The sequence below is a fragment of the Streptomyces hyaluromycini genome (assembly GCF_002217755.1).
In the GTDB taxonomy this organism is placed as follows: Bacteria; Actinomycetota; Actinomycetes; order Streptomycetales; family Streptomycetaceae; genus Streptomyces; species Streptomyces hyaluromycini.
Map to the genome: position 1 here is coordinate 177,114 of NZ_BCFL01000025.1, position 23,055 is coordinate 200,168.

Below are 23,055 nucleotides of genomic sequence, written 5' to 3' on the forward strand. Positions count from 1 at the left end.
TGGCGGACTTAATCCAACCCTTAATGTAATGGCTTGTCGAAAGCGCTTCCCAGGCCATAGCCTTGCGCCGTGTGAAGCACACATCACGTGACATCCGCACCGCCAACCGCTACGAGGTGCTGCGGCACATCATCGCCGAGTCTCCCACCTCCCGACAGGAGCTGGCGGCCGTCACCGGGCTGAGCCTGGCCACGGTCGCCACCCTCGTCGGGGAGCTGCTGGAGCTGAGGATGATCACGGAGGTCGGCTTCGAGGACTCCGCGGGCGGCCGTCCGCGCGGACTCGTCGCGGTCAACCCGTCGGGGGGCGCGCTGATCGGCGTCGACATCGCGGAGACCTACGTCCGCGTCGAGCTGTTCGACCTCGCCCTGAACGTGCTGGCCCGCGCCGAGGAGGACGTGCGCCCCGGCGAGAACCGGCCGGAGCAGGTGGTCGGGCAGGTGGCCGCGGCGGTCGGCGCGGTGGTGGCGCAGGCCGGGATCGAGGGCGCGCGGGTGCTGGGCGTCGGGGTGAGCGTGCCGGGGCAGGTGGACCGGGCCACCGGCATCGCCGAGTACGCGCCCAACTGGGACTGGCACGACGTACCGTTGCTGCGCCTGCTGTCCGGACACATCGCGTATCCCCTCCACCTGGACAATCCGCTGCGGGCCTGCGCGGTGGCCGAGCAGTGGTTCGGGGCGGCGCGCGGGCGCGGGGACACCGTGGTGGTGAACCTCGGAACGGGGGTCGGCGCCGGGCTCGCGCTCGGCGGCGGACTGCACCGGGGTGTCAGCAACAGCGCCGGGGAGTGGGGTCACACGACGCTCGTCCTGGACGGCCGGCTGTGCCACTGCGGCAACCACGGCTGCGTCGAGACGTACGTCGGCGCCCCCGGCATCATGCTGAATCTGCGGGAGTTGAGCCCGCAGAGCCCGCTGCTGCACCCGGAGGACCAGACGGCCACCGTGGACGCGCTGGCCCGGGGCGTGGCGGACGGTGACCCCGTCGCGGTCGAGGTCGTACGGGACACGGCCCGTTACATCGGCGCCGGCATCGCCAACCTGGTGAACCTGCTCAACCCCGAACTGGTCGTGCTCAGCAGCTGGGTGGCCCGCCGGCTCGGCGAACCGCTGCTGGCGGAGGTGCGGGAGGCCGTCCGGCGGCACGCGCTCGGCCGGCCGTTCGCCGCCACCGAGATCGTCCTCTCCCCCATCCCCACCGACCCGGTCTGCCTGGGCGCGGCCACGTTCGCCCTGGAGGGCGCGCTGCGGTCGGTGGGCCTGCGCAACGGGGGCCGCACGGGCCGCACCGTGCCCGCCTCCCGGTGACCGGCCCCGCCGACCCGGCCGTCCCGCCCGTCGACGTGCTCTCCTCGCGGTGATCGAACAGTCCAAATCGCGGGTCGATTAATCCATTGCCGGGCTCCTCGGCGCTCTGCGACCGTCGTGGCGTATCCGCGGCCGGTCGGCCTCCCAAACCGACCGGCCGTATGTCGTGCACGGAACGAGGGGGTCCTCAGCGTGGCCGGAAGTATCGAGGTCCGCGGCCTGTCCCGCACCTTCCACACCACCGTCCGGCGGCCGGGTTTCGCGGGCGCCCTGCGATCCCTGGTCAATCCCGAGCGCGTGGAGAAGCACGCGGTCTCCGACATCTCCTTCGACGTCGCCCCGGGCGAACTCCTCGCCCTGCTCGGCCCGAACGGCGCGGGCAAGTCGACCACCATCAAGATACTCACCGGCATCCTCACCCCGACCTCCGGCGAGGCCCGGGTCGCGGGCGTGGTGCCGTACCGGGAGCGGGAGCGCAACGCCCGGAACATCGGTGCGGTGTTCGGGCAGCGGACCCAGCTGTGGTGGGACCTGCCGGTGCGCGAGTCGTTCGCGATTCTCCGCGACATCTACGAGGTACCGAAGGCCGAACACGCGGCGCGCCTGCGGGAGTTCGACGACCTTCTCGAACTCTCCGCCTTCTGGGACACCCGGGTACGGCACCTCTCGCTCGGCCAGCGCGTCCGCTGCGACCTGGCCGCCGCGCTGCTGCACGACCCGCCGGTCGTCTTCCTGGACGAGCCGACCATCGGCATGGACGTGGTGGTGAAGGAGCAGGTCCGCGAGTTCCTGCGGTACCAGGTGGCCGAGCGCGGCCGTACCGTCCTGCTCACCACGCACGACATGACCGAGGTCGAGCGGCTCGCGGAGCGGGTGGTGCTGGTCAACCACGGGCGGCTGGTGCTCGACGGCACCCTGGACGAGGTCCGCCGGGACTTCGGCTCCACCTGGCAGGTGCGGGCGACGCTCGCCGACCCGCACACCCCTGTGGGCCCGCTGCCGGGCATCGCGCTGGTGAGCCATGACGGGCCCCAGGTGGTGTTCGGCCCGGACGGTCCGGCCGCGCCCACCGTCCACCAGGCGCTGAAGCTGGTCATCGAGCGGTACGAGGTGACCGGTGTGGCGGTGGACGAGGCGGACCTGGAGGACGTGATGCGCGCGGCCTACGCCGAGGCCAGGGCCAAGGCCGAGGCGGCGTGATGACGACCCTGACCTACGCCTGGCGCGCCGCCCGGGTCACCCCGCTCGGCGAGCTGTACACCCCGCCCCGCATCACCGCCGCGCTGCTGCGGCTGACCGTGCAGGTGGTGCTGGTCGCGTCCCTGTGGCACGGCCTGTACGCCCAGACCGGTACGACGGCCGGGCTCTCCCGGGACCAGGCGGTCACCTTCGCCGTGCTGGCCGTACTCGCCTCCCGGCTGCGGGAGCTGGACCAGTACGCGGGCCGGGACTCGGTCGCGCAGCACATGTACTACGGCACGGTCGTCTACTGGTACCTGCGCCCGCTGTCCCCGCACCGCTACTACGCGCTGCGCGCCCTGGGCGAGCAACTCTACGGACTCGCCTGGGCGTTGGCCGGATACGCGATCTGCCTGGCGGCCGGCGTCGTGGTGCCGCCCGAGTCGGCGGCCGTGGCAGGGGTGTTCGCGCTCAGCCTGCTCCTCGGCCAGTGGGTCCTGCACTACGTCATGCTGCTCATCGACCAGTTGTGCTTCTGGACGCTGCGCAACACGGCCGCCCTGCTGATCCTGATCTTCGCGCAGAACCTGATGTCCGGGGTGTACGCCCCGCTGTGGTTCTTCCCGCACTGGTTCCTGGTCCTCAGCTCCTTCCTGCCGTTCCAGGCCACGCTCAACGTGCCGCTGTCGCTGTACGTGGGCCGCATCCCGCTCTCCGACGCGGGCTTCCAGCTCGGCGTCCAGGCCGCCTGGCTGGTGGCGCTGCGCGTCCTCACCCGGTTCCTGTGGCGGCGCGCCGCCCGTCGAGTCGTCTCCCAGGGAGGCTGAGGCCCATGAACGCCGTACGGATCATGTGGCGGGTCACGCAGCTCAACTTCCGTGCCCAGCTGGAGTACCGCACCGAGTTCCTGATGATGATCGCGATCGGGGCGGTCTGGCAGGTGTCGGTGATCGTGTTCGCGACCGTGCTGTTGACCCGGTTCGCCGGGATGGGCGGCTGGGACAGCTCGGACGTCCTGCTCATCCCGGCGACCCGGATGCTCGCCCACGGTCTGTTCGTCCTGTTCCTGGGCCGGGTGCACGGTCTGGGCCGGCACATCCAGGAGGGCAAGATCGACGCGTATCTGCTCCGCCCCCTCCCGGTCTACCGCCAGGTCCAGCTGGAGTTCTTCCCGACCAACGCGATCGGCGACCTGACGGTGGCGGTGGGCCTGATGGCGGGCGCGCTCGGCCGCAGCCACCTGGACTGGACGGCGGGGAGGATCTCGTACCTGATCGCCGCGGTCCTCGGCGGCATGCTCCTGGAAGCCGCCCTGTTCACCGTCGTCGCCTCGGCATCCCTGCGCTTCCCGGCCGCCGACTACTGGGGCCGCTGGCTGGAGGAACTCCTCGGCACCTTCGGCAGCTACCCCCTCAACGTCCTCCCGAGGGCGGTCGGCGGCTTCCTCACCTACGGCCTCCCGCTCGCCTTCGTCGCCTACTTCCCGGCGGCCGTCCTCACCGGCCACGGCCACTCCACCGGCGCCCCCTACTGGCTGGCCGCCGCCTCCCCCCTCCTGGGCCTGCTCGCCTACCTGGCCGCCCGGTGGCTGTGGCGGTGGGCGCTGGGGCACTACACGGGGGTGAACGGCTGACGTTCCGCTCGTGCGTCAGCTGTGCCGCGCGCCGCGGACCGGGGTGCACAGGCCGACGGCGGCGACGAGGGTGCAGCAGGCTCCGGCCACCGCGGCCACACGGGCGGTCCCGTACTGTTCGGCGGCCCAGGTGAGGACGGCAGCGCCGACCGGGGCGACCGAGTACTGAAGTGTCCAGTAGGCGGAGGTGACCCGGCCCAGGAGGGGCTCGGGGGTGATCTCCTGACGCAGTGACATGGAGCAGATGCCCGCCATGCCCAGACAGGCCAGGTAGACCGCGGTCAGGACGGCCACGGCGGGGACCGTGTGCGCCCGGCCGAGCCCGGCGAAGGCCAGTCCGCACACCGCGGTGGAGACGATCCAGGTGGGCCCGAAGCCCAGCCGCCGCCGGACCCGGGCGACCAGCAGCGCCCCGGCGATCGTGCCGACCGCGCCGACGGCCATCACCGTCCCCACCGTGCCGTCGTCGTGGCCGAGGTCGTGCTTGAGGTGGTAGATGACGAGGTCGGTGACACCGAGGCTGAGGAAGCTGAACACGGCGAGGAGACCGGCGAGCGAGCGCAGGACGGGGTGGCGGACCAGGTACGAGAGCCCGGTGCGCAGGTCCTGCCACAGACCCGTGTCCTTGACCGGCCGGTCGTCCGCGGCGCGCTCCCGGACCCGCACGAAGAGGAGACAGCCCGCCGAGACGGCGTAGCTGGCCGCGTCCACGGCCACCGCGTCGGCGGGCCCGGTCCGGGCGGCCACCAGGCCCGCGCCGAGCGGTCCCAGCACGCCGGCCGCGGCCGCGGTGGCGTTCAGCCGGCCGTTGGCCTCGGTGAGTCGGCCGGGCCCGACGAGTCCGCGGACGACGGTGACGTAGCCGACGGCGAAGAGCATCCCGACGGCCTCGCACAGGGGCAGGACCACATACAGGAGCCAGAGCTGCGGTCCCGCGAGCCAGACGAGCGGGACCAGCCCGTAGAGGACCATACGGACCAGGTCGCAGGCGATGAGGAGCTTGCGCCGGTCGACCCGGTCCACGACCACACCGGCGAAGACCGCCGCCAGCACCATCGCGGCGCCGCCGACGCCGGTGAGCAGACCCATCCGGGCCACCGAGCCGGTCGCCTGGAGGACCAGCAGGGGCAGCGCGATCAGGCTGAAGGAGTCGCCGAGGACGGACAGGGTCTGGGCGAGCCAGAAGAACCCGAAGTCCCGCTGTCTCCACAGCGGTTGCCCCTCCGCCGTCCGCTGCCGTGCCGCCCGCGTCACGCGCCGCGCCCCGTTCGCCACGGCTCCCCCTTCCGTCTCCCGGCACTCTATGCCGGTACCCCGGCCGGGCGCGCCGCGATAAATCGCCTGACGGGCAAAACCTAGAGACCCTAGGATCTTGGCTAGGAATCTATGATCCTGTCCAGGAACCCCAGGGGAGGCAGCACATGGCACGTGCCGGGATCACCGCCGACCGGCTGGTCGCGGCGGCGGCCGAGCTGGCCGACGAGGCCGGTTTCGAGCAGGTCTCGCTGTCCGCGCTGGCCCGCCGCTTCGGCGTGCGGGACGCGAGCCTCTACTCGCACGTCCGCAACCTCCAGGACCTGCGCCACCGGATCGCTCTGCTCGCGGGCGGCGAGATGATCGACCGGATCGCGGTCGCCGTGGCCGGGCGGTCCGGGCGGGACGCCCTGGCCGCCTACGCCGACGCCTACCGCGCGTACGCCCTCGAACGTCCCGGGCGGTACGCGGCCACTCAGATCCGGATCGACCCCGCCCTCGTCGACCCCGACAACCCCGCCATGCGCCGCACCGTGGAGATCACCTACGGCATGCTGCGCGGCTACGGTCTGGCCGAGCCCGATCTCACCGACGCCGTACGCCTGTTGCGCGCCACCTTCCACGGCTACTGCGGCCTGGAGGCATCGGGCGGCTTCAACGCGCCGCGGGACGTCCGCGCCTCCTGGGACCGGGCGGTCGACGCCCTGCACATCGCACTGGAGAACTGGCCCCGCGAGGAGACCGACCACCATGTCTGACCTGTACTACGACGTCACCGGCAGCGGCCCCGTGCTGCTCGTGCTCCCCGGCGGAGCGGGGCACCCGATGGGTCTGGGCCCGCTCACCGAACGCCTGGCCCCGCACTTCACGGTCGTCACCTGCGACCCGCTCGGCCTCGCCCATGGCCGCCTGGGCGACCCGGTCGCCGACCAGACCGTGCGGGACTGGAGCGAGGGAGCGCACCGGGTGCTGGAGGAGGTACTGGCGCAGGGCGAGGGCGAGTCGGCGTACGTCTTCGGTACCAGCGCCGGCGGTATCACCGCCCTCGACCTGCTGGCCCGCCACCCGGACCGGCTCCGGCACGTCATCGCGCACGAGCCGCCGTGCGTCACCCTGCTGCCGGACGGCGAGCGGCTGCGCACCGAGCTCATCGAGCAGCTCGGCGCCGCCCGCCCGGCCCCCGGGACCCCGATGGCCGTCTTCCTCGCGCACGTCCTCCGGCCCTTCACCACCTACCGCCCACCGGCCGCGCTGCCCCGCCTCACGATCGCGGCCGGAATCGACTCGGAGGGCCAACTCCTGTACCGCACAGCGGAGTTCGTCGCCGAGCACACCGGCGCGGCTTTCACGGAGTTCCCCGGCGGCCACCTCGGCGTCCTCGAAGACCCGGCCGGGTTCGCCGACCAGGTCAGGGAGACGCTGCTCGGGACCGGGTGACACCGCTGGGATGACACAGAGCGACCGGCCGCACACCTGGAATGCAGCGACGGAGGAGGCGTGACTATGGTGGACAGTAGGTTTTCACCGAGGGCCTGACCCAGGGCGCAAGCTCCGCCTGGCCACTGCACGGCGGAGGCGCATCGCGACGCTCGTCAGCCTTGCGCGCTCGGCGCCATGCCCTTCCCGGACTTCCCGATCATGCCGTTCTCGGATTTCCCCAGGGAGCATTCCCATGGCTGCTAAGACCGCCTCGATCGTCCTCGAACCCGAAGCGCGGGAACTCGCCGAAGCAACCTCGCACCATCCGTTCCTGTACGAGCTGGATCCCACCGCGGCGCGCAAGGTCCTCGACGACCTCCAGGCCGCGCCGATCGACAAACTGCCGGTCGACGAGGAGTGGATCACCGTGCCGGCCGCCGTGGGCGACGTACGGGTACGCATCGTCAAGCCGCAGGGCGCCACCGGAATGCTGCCCGTCGTGCTGTACATGCACGGCGGCGGCTGGGTCCTGGGCAACGCCGGCACCCACGACCGCCTGGTGCGCGAGCTGGCGGTCGGCTCACGCGCGGCCTTGGTCTTCGTGGAGTACACGCCGTCGCCCGAAGCCCACTACCCCGTGGCCATCGAGCAGGGCTACGCCGCCGCGCAGTGGATCGTCCGCGAGGGAGCGTCCAAGGGGCTGGACGCGCAGCGGATGGCGGTGGCCGGGGAATCGGTCGGCGGGAACATGACGGCCGCACTCGCCCTCATGGCCAAGGAGCGCGGTGACGTCACGTTCGTCCAGCAGTCGATGTACTACCCGGTCACGGACGCGGCGATGAACACCGGTTCCTACGACCAGTTCGCCACCGGCTACTACCTGAGCCGCAAGCTGATGGAGTGGTTCTGGGACGCCTACACGCCCGACCCGGACCAGCGCGCGGAGATCACCGCGTCTCCCAACCAGGCCACCACCGAGCAGCTCTCCGGCCTGCCGCCCGCCCTGCTGATCGTCGACGAGGCCGACGTGCTGCGCGACGAGGGCGAGGCGTACGCCGCCAAGCTCCGGGCGGCCGACATCCCGGTGACCACGGTGCGCTACGACGGCACGGTCCACGACTTCATGCTGCTCAACTCGCTCAGCAAGTCCGAGGCCGCCCGTGGCGCGATCGACCAGGCCACGGCGTTCCTGCGCGATGCCCTCGGAACCGACCGGGCCTGACGGAAAGGTCCACACGCACGGCAACCTTCCGGGACCCGGCGGCGACCACAGGGCATGACTTCTGCACCACGCACCACACGTCACCGCCGGGTCCACGCCTACCGCAAGCCCGCGATCGGGCTCCTCGCCGCCGGCGGTCTGCTGGCCGGCGCCTGGTACGCCACCGCCGGAGCGGCGACGGCCCCGGACCTGAAGGTCACGTCCACGGCGGTGAGCCTCGGCGCCAAGTTCCCCTATCTCTCCGCGGGTTACAACAACACCCGGGAGTGGAACCGCACCGCCACCGCGGTCGCCCCCGACGGCACGCTCCGGGTCGCCTGGCCCGCCGCCGACGGCGTGCACGTCACCCCGCTGACCGCGGCCGGCAAGCGGTCCGGCGCCGACACGGTGGTCAAGGGCGCGAAGGAGGTGGGCGGTCTGGTCGCCCACGCCAACGGGTTCGCGCTGCTCACCCGGGTCGCCGACACCAACAAGTGGAAGGAGACGGCCGCCGCGATCGTCCGGTACACCGGCGGCAAACGGACCTGGACCACCAAGCTCACCGGCACCGCCTCGCACGACACCTCCCCCACCCTCGACGGGCAGCTCACCTGGAACGGCTCCAAGTACGGCGCCTACTTCGTGGTGCACGGCGCGGGCGGCTTCGCCGACGGGCACTTCGGCGACAAGCTGTCCTACGTCAGCGCGGGGGGCAAGAAGCTGAGCGGCGGCTGGAGTTGGGGGTGCAGCCACAACGAGGGCATCGCCCTGCACGCCGAGACCTCCGGCGCCTTCACCTCACTCTGCTTCGACGACTGGCGCTCGGGCCTGTTCGTCTCCACCGGCATCGGCGCCCCGGACGTGGCCCCGGTCGTGCAGCGGGAGCAGTGCTGGGCGGGGTACTGCGGTGGTACCTTCCCCGGCCGCACCGGCGACCTGGTGAAGTCGTCCACCGGCAGGTACGCGACCGCCTTCGCTTCCCGGGGCGCTGCCTCCGCCAAGAAAAACCCGGACGACAGCAGCGGCCGCGGCTGGACGGTCACCCCGAAGACCGCCACCCACCAGGTCGCCATCGCATTCCTGAAGAACCGCAACTCCGGTCCCGGCAAGGCCATCTACCTCACCAGCGCCAAGACCGTCGAGAACGTCAACGTCCACCTCGCGCCCTACGGCAAGGACAAGCTCCTGCTCTCCTGGGAGTCCCTGAAGAACGCCAAGTGCTCGGCCGGCACCTGCACCGGCACCTTCACGGGCACGCATCTGCGGCTGGTCGACTGGAACGGCAGGTTCGTCAGCGCCGACAAGGTGGTGAGCACACGGTTCACCGGTGACATCGCGGTCCTCAAGGACTCCTCCCTCGCCTGGGCCTACGCACCTGTCACCCCGGCCTACGGCACCCCGCTCAGCGGGGCGTCACCGACCACGACGACGCTGCGGATCGCCCGTCTCACTCCGTGACGCGGGCCGTCGTACCGAGCGACTCCGCAATCCGGCGCATGACCTCGACAGGCAGCGCCGGATTGCGGGCGGCCCTGCGGTCAGGTGCAGCCCTGAGTGCGGGTCATGACGTGCTCCACATCCACTCCGTCGCCCTGCCACCGGACCCGCAGTCCGGGTCCCCCGTTCCACAGCACCGTCAGCTCCCGGTCCCCCTCCGCGCGTACGGTCACCGTCTCCCCCAGCGGTACGGCGTCCGCCGTGCCGGTGAGCCGGCTCAGCGCGACGAACAGGGTCGCGTCTCCCGCCGTGACCCCGGTCAGCGCGTCGTCGAGGCCCACGGCGGGCAGCAGTTCGGCCCGGAGACCCTCCGGTGCGGCCCAGCCGGTCACCCGCACCGGCGTCCCGGGCTCCGCCCCCGTGACCCGGAAGGCCCGCACCTCCACGGCCCCGTGCGCGAGCACGGCGCTCGTCACCCGGGCGCCCGCACCGGCCGAGTGCCGCGACGCCGCCCACCCCTCCCCCACGCCCAGCGGCTCGATCCCCGTGCGGCTCGGGTCGTCGCCGACGATCACGCTGTTGTCGTACGAGGCGGAGGGTCCGGTCACGGTCGAGTAGCCGAGGCGGGTGTAGTAGGGGTCGTAGCGGACGTCCTCGCTGCCGTGGTTGTGGAGGCGGACGATCCCGTCGGAACGCGTGGACTGGAGGAGCCAGTTGGCGGGCGTGATCGGGGTGACCGCGTCGGTGCGCTCCACCGGGCCCGGTTCCTCCGCTGCCGTCCACACCTCGTGGTCCGGCGGGAGCAGCAGGCCGAGGAAGCCCTTGCTCGCCCAGTACGGGGAGGCGGGGCCCGAATAGCCCTGCAGGACGGCGGGGTCGGGGCCGTGCCAGCCGAGGGTCAGCAGGCCCCGGTCGTCCAGCGCGTCCCGGTCGAGGAAGTACCTCAGTGCCCCGGAGGCCAGTCGCCGGGTCTCCCCGGAGGACAGGGGGGTGCGACCGGTGAGCGCGCCCAGCCACAGCGGGGCCGTGGTCGCGAAGCGGTAGGTCAGGGAGCGGCCCTGGTGCATCGGGGCGCCGTCGCCGCCGAACAGGCGGGCGTAGTCGGCGAGATGGCGTTCCAGGCGGCCGCCGTACAGGTCCAGCAGCTGCTCGTCGTCGGCCAGCCAGGCGTGCAGCACCGGGTAGAGGTGCATCGCCCAGCCGTTGTAGTAGTCGAACTTGCGGCCGTCGCCGTCCGTGTACCAGCCGTCTCCGACGTACCAGTCCTCGATGCGGGCCAGGCCGTGGTCGACCGCCTTGCGCGCGGCCTCGGGCTCATGGCCGACCTCGGCCAGGAAACCGCCGACCGTCACCGGGAACAACTCCCAGTTGCAGGGCCAGGGTTCGGCGGTCAGCGCGTCGGCGAGCCAGGCCGCCGCCCGTTGCCGTACGGCGTCGTCGAGCCGGTCCCACAGCAGCGGGCGGGTCAGGCGCAGGGCGAGGGCGACCGAGGCGGCCTCGACCAGTGGCTGGCTGCGGTCCTCGATGCGCGGCCAGACGCCCGCCACGCCGGCCGCGAGTCCGTCGGCGTACCGCTGGAGCACGGTCTCGTCGCGGCGGAACGCGGCGAGGAGCAGGGTGCGGGCGTAGCCCTCCAGACCGTCGGAGAGGTGCCCCGACCAGCTCTGGTGGTCGCCGGGGAGGTGGTAGAGGGCGCGGTCCGGGGTGGCGTACGGCTCCACGGCGGCGAGCAGCGTGTCGGCCGCGGCCTCCCAGTGGGCGCGGGTACAGCCGGTGCGCGGGCTGAGGCGGCGGTCCTCGGGAGGCAGCTGCATCAAGGCTCTCTCTCGCTCGTACCGTTCGAAGCGCTCGTACCGTTGGAACCTGGGGCGCCCCGGTTCCGGTCGGGGCGCCCCAGGGGCTCATCCCGCCCGCACGGTGCCCCGGGGCACCAGGTGCTGGGCGAGAAGCTCATCACGCACCAGGCCCGCGTAGACGGTGGCGCCGTACGCGGAGGTGTGCGTGTTGTCCTTCTTCTCGTTGTACAGGTACAGCGCCTTGGAGCCCTCCACGCCGAGGGACTCCACCAGCGCCTTGGTCTTCGCCGTGAGGTCGATCAGCGGAACGTCCTCTGCGGCGGCGACCCAGCGGATCACCTCAGGATGATTGACGCCGAGCCCGTTGACCAGAAGCGCGATGTCGTTGTTCAGCGTGCCGTCGGCATTGAACCAGCGGCGCACGATGGGTGTGACCAGCACCGGCCGCCCGCCTTTCTCCCGTACGCCCGCCACCAGTGTCTCCAGGTTCGCGCGGTAGGTCGCCTCGTCCGTCGTCTTGTCGTTGTGCGCCAGCTGGATCAGGACCAGGTCACCCGGGCGGATCAACTGCTGGACGGTATCCCAGAGTTGGGGGTTCTGGAGATAGGTCACCGTACTTTCGCCGGAGTCGGCGTAGTTGGCGACGGCGACGCCCTTGCGCAGGAACTGCGGGAGCTGCTGGCCCCAGCCGGAGTAGGGGTCGGCGGGCTGGTCGCAGACGGTGGAGTCGCCGACCAGGAAGATCTGCCGGGTGTGCCGGGGGGAGGGGGTGACGCGGATGTCGGCGAGTGCGGGGGCCGAGCCGCCGATGGTGAGATCCAGTCCCGGGGTTCCGTCCGGGCCCGTCGGCTCGCCCTCGGGGGTGCGGACGTTCACGGTGAAGCCGCGGGTGACGTGCCGGCCCGCGGCCGCGGCGGTCTCGGGGAGGAGCGAGCGCCGGGTCTCCCCGCTGATGCTCGTGCTGGACGCGGCCGCGCCGCCGAGCCGGACGGTCACGTCGTAGTCGCCCGGCGGCACGTCGAAGTGGCAGGCGGTGGCGGTGCAGTTGCCGATGCCGGGCGGCGGCTGCCGGTCATGGGCCTGGGCGGCGGGAACGGCCGTCAGACAGGCGCCGAGGACGACCGCCGCGAGCGCGGCGACACGAACACCGTTGAAACGTCTCACCCGGGACTCCTCCGTCGCGGTGACAGGACCTGGCGGGGACCGTACCGCCATCCACAAGCGCTTTCTAGACCTTGGACCTCTTTCAGGAGATTGCCAACTCCGGGCGAGCGAAAGCCCTTTCGCGAAATCGATTCAACTGTCACTCTCACAGACACCCGCACCCACGCCCCACCGAAGGAGGCACCCCCATGTCCGGATCCACCGGGAGACCGCTCGGACGCCGTACCTTCGTCCTCGGCAGCGCGGCCGCCGCCGGTACCGCCGCCCTCACCGGCCCGCTGGCCACCGCCGCCTCGGCGGCGAGCTTCGGCTGGTCGGACGACGGCTCCAACTACGTCGTGGACACCGGCGCCGGCCTGGTCTTCAAGGTCAGCAAGACCAACGGCGACCTGACCTCGCTGGTCTACAAGGGCACCGAGTACCAGGGCTACGGCGGCAAGAACTCGCACGTCGAGTCGGGCCTCGGCACCTCCACGGTGACCATCGCCCAGTCCGGCACCACGATCGTGATCTCGGTCGCCTACGGCACGCTGAAGCACTACTACGCGGCCCGCAGCGGCGAGAACAACGTCTACCTGTGGACCGACAAGGCCGACTCGTCCGTCACCGCCACCCGGTACATCGTGCGCGTCAAGGCCGGCCTGTTCCTCAACGACGAGCCGGACTCCTACACCTACGCGCCCACCGTCATCGAGTCCGCGGACGTCTTCGAGAAGTCCGACGGCCAGACCCGCGCCAAGCACTACTCGAAACTGCGGGTGATGGACTACAGCTACCTCGGCTGGACGACCGGCAGCGTCGGCCTGTGGATCGTGCGCAGCAACCACGAGAAGGCCTCCGGCGGCCCGTTCTACCGCTCGCTGCTGCGCCACCAGAGCGCCGACGGCGGCGGGCTGTACGAGATCCTCTACTACGGCGAGAACCAGACCGAGTCGGAGCGCTACGGCCTCCAGGGCCCGTACGTCATCGCTCTCACGGACGGCGGCGCACCCTCCTCGTCCCTGTACCCGGGCACCCTCACCACGTCCTGGGCGGACTCGCTCGGCATCTCCGGGTACGTGGCGGCGAGCGGGCGCGGGCGGGTGGCCGGCGTCGGCATCTCGGGGCGGGACACGGCGTACGCGTACACCGTGGGCCTCGCCAACTCGGCGGCCCAGTACTGGGGTTCGGCGCGCGCGTCGGACGGCTGGTTCTCGGTCGCGGGCGTGCTGCCCGGGACGTACACCCTCACCGTCTTCAAGGGCGAACTGGCCGTCTACACCGGCTCGGTGAGCGTCTCCGCCGGTGCGACCACCACCCTCAACACCATCGCGATCCCGTCCTCCAACGATCCCGGCAACGCGTCCGCGATCTGGCGGATCAACAACTGGGACGGCACTCCGGGCGGGTTCAAGAACGCCGACCTGATGACGTACGCGCATCCCTCCGACGTACGGGCCGCGTCCTGGACCGGGAACGTGGTCATCGGCAGCGGCACCGAGACCTCGGCCTTCCCCTGCTACCTGTGGAAGGACGTCAACAGCGGGATCGTCGTCTACTTCAAGCTGACGGCCGCCCAGGCCGCCGCCGCGCACACCCTCAGGATCGGCGTGACGACGGCCTACGCGAACGGCCGGCCGCAGGTCGTCGTCAACGACACCTGGACCTCCGCCGTCCCCTCCCCGCCCACCCAGCCGAGCACCAGGTCGCTGACCGTGGGCTCGTACCGGGGGAACAACTACACGTTCACCTACAGCGTTCCGGCGTCCGCCTGGCTGACGGACACCAGCGCCTACAACACGCTGAAGATCTACGTGGCGAGCGGCTCGGGGACGACGTCCTTCCTCAGCGCCGGCACCTCGATCGACGCGATCGACCTACTGGCCTGAACCATCCCTGATTCATCATCAGGTCCCGCGCGTCCACTGCTGGTTCGTGCCGCCGTTGCAGGTGTACGTGATGATGGCGGCCGAGTTGGCGGTGGACGCGCCGCTCACGTCCAGGCACTCACCCGACGTACGGGCCTTGATGTTGACGTAGGAGCCGGAGGTGACGACCGACCACTGCTGGGCGGTGGCGCCGGTGCAGTCCTCCTGGGTGACGCTGCTGGAGTTCTCCTGGAGGCAGAGCGAGCTGCCCCGGCCCATCAGTTCGTAGTAGCCGGTGCCCAGGTCCTTGAACCACCACTTCTGGTTGGTGCCGCTGTTGCAGGTGTACTGGCTGATCGCGACGGCCTCCCAGAGGGACTGGTTGGGGACGTCGGCGCACTTGCTGCTGTGCCGGGCGATCAGGGTGTTGTACGTGGCGCTGGTGCCGCTGATCGTGCCCGCCGCGGTGTCGACGGAGACCTCCGGGTACCAGGACATCGACATCGAGGTGGAGGTCGGGAAGGTCAACGGCAGCCACACGTAGCGGGAGTCGTTGACCGTGCCGCCGAAGGAGTTGCCCCAGCGGTCGCCCATGTAGAGGTACGAGGTGCCGGACGTGCCGGTGACCGGGAGGACGTACGCGGTCTGGGAGTTGTAGGCCGTGGAGTCGCCGACGTTGGTCCAGGAGGTCCAGGGACCGGCGAGGGAGGTCGCGGTGGCGTACTCCTGCTGGTTGGCGCTCCAGCCGGTCGCGCCCGAAGTGAGCATGAAGTAGACGCCGTTGCGCTTGAAGAGGGCCGGGGCCTCGCGGTGGCCGCCGGCCCAGGGGTTGGCGACCAGGCTGTCGATGGCGGTGTAGTCGGCGGTGAGCTGGTAGATCTGCAGGTCGTAGTTCTCGTTGGCCGCCGAGACCATGTAGGCCGTGCCGTCGGTGTCGACGAAGGTCGTGATGTCCCGGGACATGTACTGGCCGAGCGGCTGGAAGCTGCCCTGGTAGGTGTAGTTCCCGTCGACGGTGTCGGAGACGGCGACGGCGGCCTTGGCCTCGCTGTAGTCGACGCCGTTCTCCTTGTGCATCCACATCACGAACTTGCCGGTGGAGGCGTTGTAGATGACCTTCGGGCGCTCGATGTAGGCGGTGCCGAGCTCGGAGGCGGAGGACTGGGTGAGGACGTGGTTGCGGAACTCCCAGGTCTTCAGGTCGGTGGAGCGGTAGGCGTCCACGTACTTGAAGGTGTTGTCGGAGTTGCGGTCCTCGCCGAACCAGTAGTAGTAGCTGCCGACCTTGATGACCCCGCCGCCGTGGGCGTGGACGATGTTCCCCGAAGTGTCGGTGAACTGGGTGCCGTTGGTGACCGTCTGGGAGGCGGCCGCGGCCGGTCCCGCGGTGGCCAGGGCGCCGATCACCGCCAGGCAGAGGGACAGCAGGATCGCGTACGCACGTCTCATCTCACACACGCTCCTTGGGGGGAAGGGAAGCTGTTCGACATACCGAACTGCATTTGTCATGACGAACGTTGTGATCGCCGAAAAGGTAAGGGTGTGTTACGCGCGGGTCAACGGGTCTGACGAGACAAGGGGGAAAGCGATTTCCAACCGATCCGGGACGGTGGCCGTTTTTCTGTTATCGAGGACCGTCCCCCACCGTCTCCCATGATGTGCGCAGCCACCTCCACACCACCGCAGCGGCCGCCGGCGCCCTCGCCGCCCTCCTGGCCTCCGCTCCCCCGGCGTCCGCCGCCTCCGCCGCCGCCCCGGCCGCAGAGGCCGGCACCCGGGACGTCACCGCCGACGTCCTCGCCGACCGGGACGTGACCGTCACCGGTGACACGGTCGTCACCGTGCCGGCCGGGACGACCACGTACGACGGCGTCCTCCGCGGCGAGGGCACGCTCACCGTGCGCGGCGGCGGCACCCTGATCCTCACCAAGGACAGCGACTTCACCCTGCCGAAGTCCCGGCAGCGGCAGGTCGTACGCACCCAGGGCGGCAACCACCCGTATACGACGGTCACCAACCCGGACCCGCCCGCGATCACGGTCGAGCGCGGCGCAACCCTCCAGTACGGCGCGGGCGGCGGCACCGGCCTGATCGGCCACTTCCCGTACGACACCCCCGGCTACCAGCTCAACCAGCTCAACATCCGCGTCGACGGCACCCTGCGCCTGTCCCTGACCCGCACCTTCAACATCGGCACCATCAGCGGCTCGGGCCTGGTGACCCAGCCCCGCAACATGTGGGGCACGCTGGACCTGGCGGGCACCCACCCCTTCTCCGGCGTCATCGACAACGGCACCGGCATGGCCGTCGGCCGCCCGGAGTACCCGGTGGCGCTCCCCGACGCGCGCGCGATCCTCAACCAGGGCTCCTGGATCATCGACACCCCGCTCGACCAGACGATCACCCTGCGCCAGGACTTCTACCAGCGCGAGTACGGCAGTGACGTCAACGTCCACTCGCGGCCGGGCAGCAAGGTGGTCCTCACCGGCCAGTACAGCTACAGCGACCGGGGCGGCGACACGAACCCGTCGCTGAGCGACCCGTCCCTCAACTGGAAGGCGGTTCCGCACCAGTTGAACAAGCGCGGCACCAACATCGAGGGCGCCGACGTGCACTGGGGCGACGGGACGACAAACCGCATCTTCATGCCGGGGACGAAGGACACCGTCTACATCAACCTGCACGAGGCGAGCGGCCGCCGTTCCACGCTCACCTTCGACTACGACGGCCCGGTGACCCTGGGCGCCCCGATCGGCGGCGGCCGCTACCACGACACGCTGGCCGCTCCCGGCGCCGGGGACATCGTGATCGCGGGAACCCGCGGGAACGACGTGACCTTCGCGGCCGCCCAGGACTACGACGGCTCGACGACGATCCGCAACGGCGCGGTGCTGCGGCTGGGTTCGGGCACGAAGGGCGGCGACGGCTCGCTCCTGACGGGCACCGAACGCCGGCGCGTCGACAACGACGGCACCCTGGTCGTCCGCAACACCTCGACCCCGATCCGGCTGGCATACGTCGGCGGCTCCGGGTCCCTCGTGCAGTCGGGGGCGGCCACCACCACGCTCACCGGCGGCGCGGTGACCTACACGGGGACGACCACCGTCAGCCAGGGCACCCTCGCCCTGCGCTCCGGGGCGACGCTCGCGCACAGCGAGGCCATCCGGCTCACCTCGGCCGGGGCCCGTCTGGACCCGGGCACGGCGGGTCTGCGGGTGCTGACCACGCTCTCCGGAACGGGCACCGTACTGGGGTCGGTCACCAACGACAGCCTGGTGACCGGCGGGCTGACGGTGAAGGGGGACTACACCCAGCACAAGCGGGGTGAACTGGTCCTGCAGAAGCGCCCGTTGAAGGTGACGGGCCGCCTCGCCCTGGCCGGTGCGCTGGACCTGTCCGCCGCGGGCACCGCTTCGGCCCGCCGCATCACCCTGATCGACCACACCGGCACGACCCGCACGACCGGCGGCTTCGACGGGCTGCGCGAGGGCACCGAGGTCAAGCTGGCCGACACGGTCTACCGGATCACCTACCGGGGCGGCGACGGCAACGACGTGGTCCTGAACGCGGAGACCGCCAGGGCCTCGACGAAGGCGGACACCGCCGACCCGGCGTCCGCTCCCCCGGCCGTGACCACCCGCACCGCCGCCGAATCGACGGACGCCTTCGGCTGGTGGCCCTACGCCCTCGCCCTCGGCCTCCTCGGCGGCCTGATGGTGCCGGCGGCCCGGCGCACGCAGCGCAGGGGCCGCCGGAGGAACAGGCGGCACGCGGCCTGACCGCCTGCCGGTGCCGCCTACCGGTGCCGCCCGCTGGGCGGCTCCGGGAAGCCCAGCTCCGGTGCCGAGGCGCGCGCCTCGGCCGCCCACCGAGCGAGGAAGGCAAGCGTCAACCCGCGTTCCCGGTAGCGGAGTTCGGCGGAGATCGGGCGGCCGCCCCCGTAGTCCAGCTGCTCCTCGCCGGCGCGGGCCAGCATCAGGGCGGTGAGCCAGTCGTACTTCACCGCCGAGGCGCACACCGCGAGCCGTACCAGGCGCTCGTCGATGTCCCGGCCGGACTCGCGCAGACCCCGGAGGTAGGCGTCGTAGGCCGCCGCCGCGTACTCGGGCAGCCGGGCGGCCGGGACGAAGAGGTCGAAGACCGAGTCGGGGAGGTAGTTGCCGAGGTCCTCTCCCAGGGCGCCGTCCCCGGCGAACGACCAGTCGAGGGCGACGGTGGCGGGGCCGTCGGAGCGGAGGTTCGCGGGCCACATGTCGAGGTGGCAGAAGGCCCGCGGCAAGTCCTCCAGCACCCGGAGGAACCACTCGCGGTCGTGGTGCAGCCGGACCATCTCGCGGCGCAGGCCGGGCGGGAAGTGGTCACGGACCAGGGGCTGTCGCCAGGCCTCGTCGTCGTCGAGGAGTTCCTGGCCGAGGGTGTTGCCGCCGATGTACCGGCGCAGGAAGCGGTGGCTCAGCCATGGGTGGTCGCCGGGCCGTACGGCCCCCTGGGCGGCGCCGAGGCGGCGGGCGTGCTCGACGTGGCGGGCGAGCGGCCATGCGGTGGCCGGCTCCCCCGGCACGTCCTCCAGCCACAACGCGACATCCCCGTCGGGCCGTTCGACGAGAGCGAGCAGCCGGGGCGCGCGGATGCCGTAGGGCTGCCAGACCTGGGCGAGACCGGACTCGTAGACGTGCGCCTCGCGCCGCCAGTAGTTCCAGTGCCGGGGCTCGTCCGAGGCGGCCCAGCGTTCGGTGGCCTCCTTGGTGCGGGTGATCACCTTCAGAACGGCCGAGCGGCGACCGGCGCTCACCCGCCACACGCCGCCGGTGACGCCGTTCTTCGGGTTGTGCACGAGGGGGTCGAAAACGGCTCCGTCCACGCCGAGCACCTCGCGGGCCTCGGTGTCCTGGAGTGTCGTCTCAGGCATGGCCCAAGGCTAGTTCGCGGGCGATCTCCGCCGCGCCGCCCACCTGGATCCAAGGGCCGTCCGTCCCGTGGCGCACGACGGCCCTGATCGTCGCCGGGGTGCCGAGCGAGTCGCCCATGTCGGCGGTGACACCCCGCAGGCCGTCCCGGGCCAGGCGGGCGGCCAGGCAGGCCGTGCTGTTGGCGTTGGCGATGTCCTCGGGGACACCGATCGACGGGGCGAACATACGGGCCGCGACCCGGCCGTCCGGTGCCGGGGCCGAGTAGACGTAGCAGCCCAGCAGGGCCTGCCGGTCGCAGGCGGTGCGGAGGCGGTCCAGGTCCGGGGCCAGCGCGGAGACGGCGGACCGGGTGGGCAGCGGGACGAGGAGTCGCGGCCGCCCCAGGGTGGCGACGACACAGCCGGGCGTGTCTCCGGCGACGCCCAAGGCGGTGAGGACGTCCGCGTGTTCGCCGGCCCCGGGCACGCGCAGGCCGACCGGGCCCGGCATGAACCAGGCCTCCAGGCCGCCGTTCCCGTCGTGCCGGATCGCCCGGCCCGCGAGGGCGCCTCCCCGCGTCCGCAGGGTGACCTCGCGGGTGCCGGTGCGCGCGGCCAGGACGGCCAGCGCCGCGACCGTGCCGTGGCCGCAGCCGGGCAGTTCGCCCTCGGCGGTGAAGAAGCGCAGCGTCGCCCCGCCGCCGTCCCGGTCGGCCGAGAGGAACACGGCATGGGACGTACCGGCCCGGACGGGCACCTCGCGCCGCTCGTCGTCGGTGAGCGGCGCGTCGTCCAGGACCGCGGTGGGGCTGCCCCCGCGGCCGTCGCGCAGGCAGGCACGGACGATGGTGACGTTCACGGCAGCGAGCGTAGGGCAGGACGCCGCCGTGGCGCCGTCAGACGGTGGGGGCGACGTCAGTGCGGCAGGCCGGCGTGACGTTCGAGGAACGCGGCGACGTCCGCCGGATCCTCCAGCGGAAGCGGGTAGACCACGAGCCGGTCGACGCCGAGGTCGGCGTAGCGCCGAGCGTCGTCGGCGTTCACCGGGGAGAGCTGCGTGAAGCTGATCTCGAGTCGGCCCAGCCACTCCGGGCGTTCGACCTCGGCGGCGGCTTTCCGCAGCCCGGCGAGATGCCCGGCGAGATCCTCCGGGCTGTCGCCGTTGCCGAACCACCCGTGGCCGCGCGCGACCGCCCGCCGGAACGCGGCCGGGCTGTGGCCGCCGATCACGATCCGCGGTCCGTGTGCCCCGACGGGCCGCGGGTGTGCGTCCACGCCGTCGAAGGCCACGTACCGGCCCTGATAGGACGGCGCCGGCTGGGTCCACAGCGCCCGCATCGCGTCCAGGTACTCGTCGGTGCGCCGGCCACGCTCCGCGTACGGCACTCCGACGGCGGTCATCTCCGGTTCGAGGTAGCCGGCTCCGACCCCCAGAAGCAGCCGGCCGCCGCTGAGCACGTCGAGGCTCGCGACCTGCTTGGCGAGCACCAGCGGATTGCGCTGCGGCAGGATGACGATCCCGGTGCCGAGCTCCAGCCGTTCGGTGACGGCCGCGACGTAGGCCAGGTGCACCAGCGGGTCGAGAATCGGATCCGTCGGCTCCATCGGCGAATCCGGTACCCGGGGGCTGGGCAGCACCACGTGCTCACCGGCCCACCACGACCGGTACCCCAGCTCCTCCGCCAGCCGAGCCAGCCGGACGGTCTCCGCAGGTCCCAACACGGCCTTCGCGTTCAGCCCGTTGACGCCCAGTTCCACCGGTGCCCACCTCCCTACGCCCCGGGCGGCGACGACCTCGGCGCCCTGCTCACACCCACGCGCTCCATCATCGAATCCCGCCCACCGGCTGTCCAAGAGCTGCTGTTATAGCCTCTGGCTATGGATGTCCACATCCGGGACCTGCGCTACTTCGTCGCGGTCGCGGAGGAACTCAGCTTCACCCGGGCCGCGAGCGACCGGCTCTTCGTCTCACAGCCGACGCTGAGCAAACAGATCCGCCGGCTGGAGCTCTCCTTGCGGACCGCGCTCTTCGAGCGTGACCGGCGGACGGTCGCCCTGACCGCCGCGGGCAGCGCCCTCCTGCCCCGGGCGCGGCGGCTGGTCGAGCAGTGGGAGGAGGCCCAGCGTGCGATCGCCGACGCCGTGGCCGCCCAGAACTCCACGCTCACGGTCGGTTTCCACACGAGCATCGGGCGCGGGCTCGTCCCGGCCGTCACCGCCACGATGGAGAAGCTGCTCCCCGGTTGGCGACTCCGGTTCCGCCAGATCACCTGGGCCGACCCGACGGTGGGACTCGCCGGCGGCGATGTCGATGTCGCCATCGGCTGGCTGCCCGTCCCGACGGGTGGCGACTACGCGCACAAGGTGATCAGCAGGGAGGACCGCTGGGTCGCTCTTCCGGCCGGTCACCGTCTGGCCGACCGCCCGGTCGTCTCCTTCGAGGAGCTCGCCGACGAGCCTTTCATCGCCCTTCCGGCGACGGCCGGAGCGCTCCGCGACTTCTGGCTCGGCAACGACCGTCGCCGGACACCGGCGCGCGTCGCCGCGACGGCCGAAACCGCCGACGAGACCTTCGAAGCGGTCGCTTCGGGGCTCGGGGCAGTCCTCCTCGCCGCGGGCAACGCCGAGATCTACCGGCGGGAGAACGTCACCTGCCGGCCGGTCAGCGGTCTCCCGCCCAGTGAGCTCGCCGTCGTCTGGCGCACGGACGACGACCGCAGAGCCGTACGGGTCTTCGTCGACGCCTGCTGCCTCTGCACGGCGGCCTGCCCGTAGGGGGCTGCCCGCACAGTGGACACGGTCCGTCGTTTCGCTGCCGGGTCGACTAGCGTCGGAGGCATGACCAGCGACAACTCCCCCAGCCTCGCCGACGCCCTCGCCGCCGGGACGGTCGTGCTCGACGGCGGCATGTCCAACCAGCTGGCGTCCGCCGGGCACGACCTGAGCGACGAGCTGTGGTCGGCCCGGCTGCTGGCCGACCGCCCCGACGCGGTGAGCGACGCGCACCTCGCGTACTTCAGGGCGGGCGCCGACGTCGCGATCACCGCCAGCTACCAGGCCACGTTCGAGGGCTTCGGCAAGCGCGGGATCTCCCACGAGGAGGCCGCCCGGCTGCTCGCGCTGAGCGTGGCGCTGGGGCGCGACGCGGTACGGCGGGCGCGGGCGGAAGGGATCGTACGGCCGCTGTGGGTGGCCGCCTCGGTCGGGCCGTACGGTGCGATGCTCGCGGACGGCTCCGAGTACCGGGGGCGGTACGGGCTGAGCGTCGGGGAACTGGAGCGGTTCCACCGGCCGCGGCTGGAGGTGCTGGCCGCGGCGGGGCCGGACGTGCTGGCGCTGGAGACCGTGCCGGACGCGGACGAGGCGGCGGCGCTGCTGCGGGCGGTGCGAGGGCTGGGGGTGCCGGCCTGGCTGTCGTACAGCGTGGCGGGTGGGCGGACCCGGGCGGGGCAGCCGCTGGAGGAGGCGTTCGCCCTGGCCGCCGAGGTGGACGAGGTGATCGCCGTGGGGGTGAACTGCTGTGCGCCGGAGGATGTGGACGATGCGGTGGAGGTGGCGGCGCGGGTGACGGGGAAGCCGGTGGTCGTCTACCCCAACAGCGGGGAGGCGTGGGACGCGGAGGCGCGGGCGTGGACGGGGCGGTCGTTGTTCGACACCGGGCAGGTGGAGGGGTGGCGGGCGGCGGGGGCTCGGTTGATCGGGGGGTGCTGTCGGGTGGGGCCGGAGGCGATTGCCGGGATTGCTCGGGTGGTCTGAGGTCGCCTGTTCGCCGTGGGTGGTTGGGGCGGTGGGCGGCTGCGGGCTCGGTGGGGGCTGGTCGCGCAGTTCCCCGCGCCCCTTTCGGGGCGCTGTAGTCCCGTTCCCTGCAACCCTGAAGGGGCGCTGCAGTTCCGTTCCCTACATCCGTGAAAGGGCGCTACTGTCCCCGTG

19 protein-coding genes are annotated in these 23,055 nt (G+C 71.8%); 12 read left to right on the forward strand and 7 right to left on the reverse strand.

The genetic code is table 11. The features are described from left to right. Positions 1 to 71 precede the first annotated feature (71 nt). The 4 genes from SSP29_RS33260 (at position 72) to SSP29_RS33275 (ending at position 4,119) form a co-directional block, all read left to right on the forward strand. Positions 72 to 1,307 (forward strand): ROK family transcriptional regulator, encoded by a 1,236-nt coding sequence (locus SSP29_RS33260; RefSeq protein WP_089104585.1) that lies wholly within the window; start codon positions 72 to 74, stop codon positions 1,305 to 1,307. A 192-nt stretch (positions 1,308 to 1,499) separates the two neighbouring features. Beyond that, entirely contained in the window at positions 1,500 to 2,507 is a 1,008-nt protein-coding gene (locus SSP29_RS33265) for an ABC transporter ATP-binding protein (RefSeq protein ID WP_089104586.1), read from the forward strand. Then, positions 2,507 to 3,313 (forward strand): ABC transporter permease, encoded by an 807-nt coding sequence (locus tag SSP29_RS33270; protein ID WP_089104587.1) that lies wholly within the window; start codon positions 2,507 to 2,509, stop codon positions 3,311 to 3,313. The genes SSP29_RS33265 and SSP29_RS33270 overlap by 1 nt, the downstream gene beginning before the upstream one ends. Before the next feature lie 5 nt (positions 3,314 to 3,318). Next, positions 3,319 to 4,119: an ABC transporter permease gene (locus SSP29_RS33275; RefSeq protein WP_089104588.1), complete on the forward strand. Its 801-nt coding sequence runs from the start codon at positions 3,319 to 3,321 to the stop codon at positions 4,117 to 4,119. A 15-nt stretch (positions 4,120 to 4,134) separates the two neighbouring features. Here the strand turns inward: SSP29_RS33275 and SSP29_RS33280 are convergent, their stop codons facing one another. Further along, a complete protein-coding gene (locus SSP29_RS33280; RefSeq protein ID WP_089104589.1) occupies positions 4,135 to 5,394 on the reverse strand; it encodes an MFS transporter in 1,260 nt (419 codons plus the stop codon). Between the two features lie 146 nt (positions 5,395 to 5,540). Here SSP29_RS33280 and SSP29_RS33285 point away from each other — a divergent pair, with 146 nt between their 5' ends. From SSP29_RS33285 to SSP29_RS33300, 4 genes are all read left to right on the forward strand, one after another. After that, positions 5,541 to 6,131, forward strand: a complete 591-nt coding sequence (locus SSP29_RS33285; RefSeq protein WP_089104590.1) for a TetR/AcrR family transcriptional regulator — start codon at positions 5,541 to 5,543, stop codon at positions 6,129 to 6,131. Then, positions 6,124 to 6,810, forward strand: coding sequence for an alpha/beta fold hydrolase (locus tag SSP29_RS33290; protein ID WP_089104591.1), 687 nt, complete (start codon positions 6,124 to 6,126; stop codon positions 6,808 to 6,810). The genes SSP29_RS33285 and SSP29_RS33290 overlap by 8 nt, the downstream gene beginning before the upstream one ends. A 235-nt stretch (positions 6,811 to 7,045) precedes the next feature. Continuing rightward, positions 7,046 to 8,014: an alpha/beta hydrolase gene (locus SSP29_RS33295; protein ID WP_089104592.1), complete on the forward strand. Its 969-nt coding sequence runs from the start codon at positions 7,046 to 7,048 to the stop codon at positions 8,012 to 8,014. Between the two features lie 54 nt (positions 8,015 to 8,068). Then, positions 8,069 to 9,451 carry a hypothetical protein gene (locus SSP29_RS33300; RefSeq protein WP_089104593.1) on the forward strand — a complete coding sequence of 461 codons (1,383 nt, stop codon included), beginning with the start codon at positions 8,069 to 8,071 and terminating at the stop codon, positions 9,449 to 9,451. 80 nt (positions 9,452 to 9,531) lie between these two features. Here the strand turns inward: SSP29_RS33300 and SSP29_RS33305 are convergent, their stop codons facing one another. Both SSP29_RS33305 and SSP29_RS33310 read right to left on the reverse strand, forming a co-directional pair. Further along, the gene (locus tag SSP29_RS33305; RefSeq protein ID WP_089104594.1) at positions 9,532 to 11,244 is read right to left on the reverse strand and encodes a DUF2264 domain-containing protein; all 1,713 of its coding nucleotides are present in this window, start codon (positions 11,242 to 11,244) and stop codon (positions 9,532 to 9,534) included. Positions 11,245 to 11,331: 87 nt separating this feature from the next. After that, complete coding sequence (locus SSP29_RS33310) at positions 11,332 to 12,390, reverse strand: rhamnogalacturonan acetylesterase (protein ID WP_089104595.1); 1,059 nt, start codon at positions 12,388 to 12,390, stop codon at positions 11,332 to 11,334. Between the two features lie 188 nt (positions 12,391 to 12,578). Between SSP29_RS33310 and SSP29_RS33315 the strand changes: the two genes are divergently transcribed. Beyond that, positions 12,579 to 14,258 (forward strand): rhamnogalacturonan lyase B N-terminal domain-containing protein, encoded by a 1,680-nt coding sequence (locus SSP29_RS33315; protein ID WP_089104596.1) that lies wholly within the window; start codon positions 12,579 to 12,581, stop codon positions 14,256 to 14,258. Between the two features lie 18 nt (positions 14,259 to 14,276). On the opposite strand, the gene SSP29_RS33320 is transcribed toward SSP29_RS33315, so the two are convergent. Next, positions 14,277 to 15,686, reverse strand: coding sequence for an RICIN domain-containing protein (locus tag SSP29_RS33320; RefSeq protein ID WP_089104597.1), 1,410 nt, complete (start codon positions 15,684 to 15,686; stop codon positions 14,277 to 14,279). A gap of 209 nt (positions 15,687 to 15,895) precedes the next feature. Between SSP29_RS33320 and SSP29_RS33325 the strand changes: the two genes are divergently transcribed. Then, a complete protein-coding gene (locus SSP29_RS33325) occupies positions 15,896 to 18,016 on the forward strand; it encodes an autotransporter (protein WP_089104598.1) in 2,121 nt (706 codons plus the stop codon). Positions 18,017 to 18,033: 17 nt separating this feature from the next. Here SSP29_RS33325 and SSP29_RS33330 read toward each other — a convergent pair whose 3' ends face one another. From SSP29_RS33330 to SSP29_RS33340, 3 genes are read right to left on the reverse strand one after another with little or no spacing between them, the layout of a single operon-like run. Beyond that, entirely contained in the window at positions 18,034 to 19,146 is a 1,113-nt protein-coding gene (locus SSP29_RS33330) for an aminoglycoside phosphotransferase family protein (protein WP_089104599.1), read from the reverse strand. Further along, a complete protein-coding gene (locus SSP29_RS33335; protein ID WP_089104600.1) occupies positions 19,139 to 19,984 on the reverse strand; it encodes a PhzF family phenazine biosynthesis protein in 846 nt (281 codons plus the stop codon). Before SSP29_RS33335 ends, SSP29_RS33330 begins: the two co-directional genes overlap by 8 nt. Positions 19,985 to 20,040: 56 nt before the next feature. Further along, positions 20,041 to 20,883 carry an LLM class F420-dependent oxidoreductase gene (locus SSP29_RS33340; protein WP_089104601.1) on the reverse strand — a complete coding sequence of 281 codons (843 nt, stop codon included), beginning with the start codon at positions 20,881 to 20,883 and terminating at the stop codon, positions 20,041 to 20,043. A 120-nt stretch (positions 20,884 to 21,003) separates the two neighbouring features. On the opposite strand from SSP29_RS33340, the gene SSP29_RS33345 reads away from it, so the two are divergent. Together SSP29_RS33345 and mmuM are read left to right on the forward strand one after the other, a co-directional pair. Next, positions 21,004 to 21,900 (forward strand): LysR family transcriptional regulator, encoded by an 897-nt coding sequence (locus SSP29_RS33345; RefSeq protein ID WP_089104602.1) that lies wholly within the window; start codon positions 21,004 to 21,006, stop codon positions 21,898 to 21,900. Between the two features lie 63 nt (positions 21,901 to 21,963). Next, positions 21,964 to 22,881: a homocysteine S-methyltransferase gene (gene mmuM / locus SSP29_RS33350; protein ID WP_089104603.1), complete on the forward strand. Its 918-nt coding sequence runs from the start codon at positions 21,964 to 21,966 to the stop codon at positions 22,879 to 22,881. Positions 22,882 to 23,055: the final 174 nt, after the last annotated feature.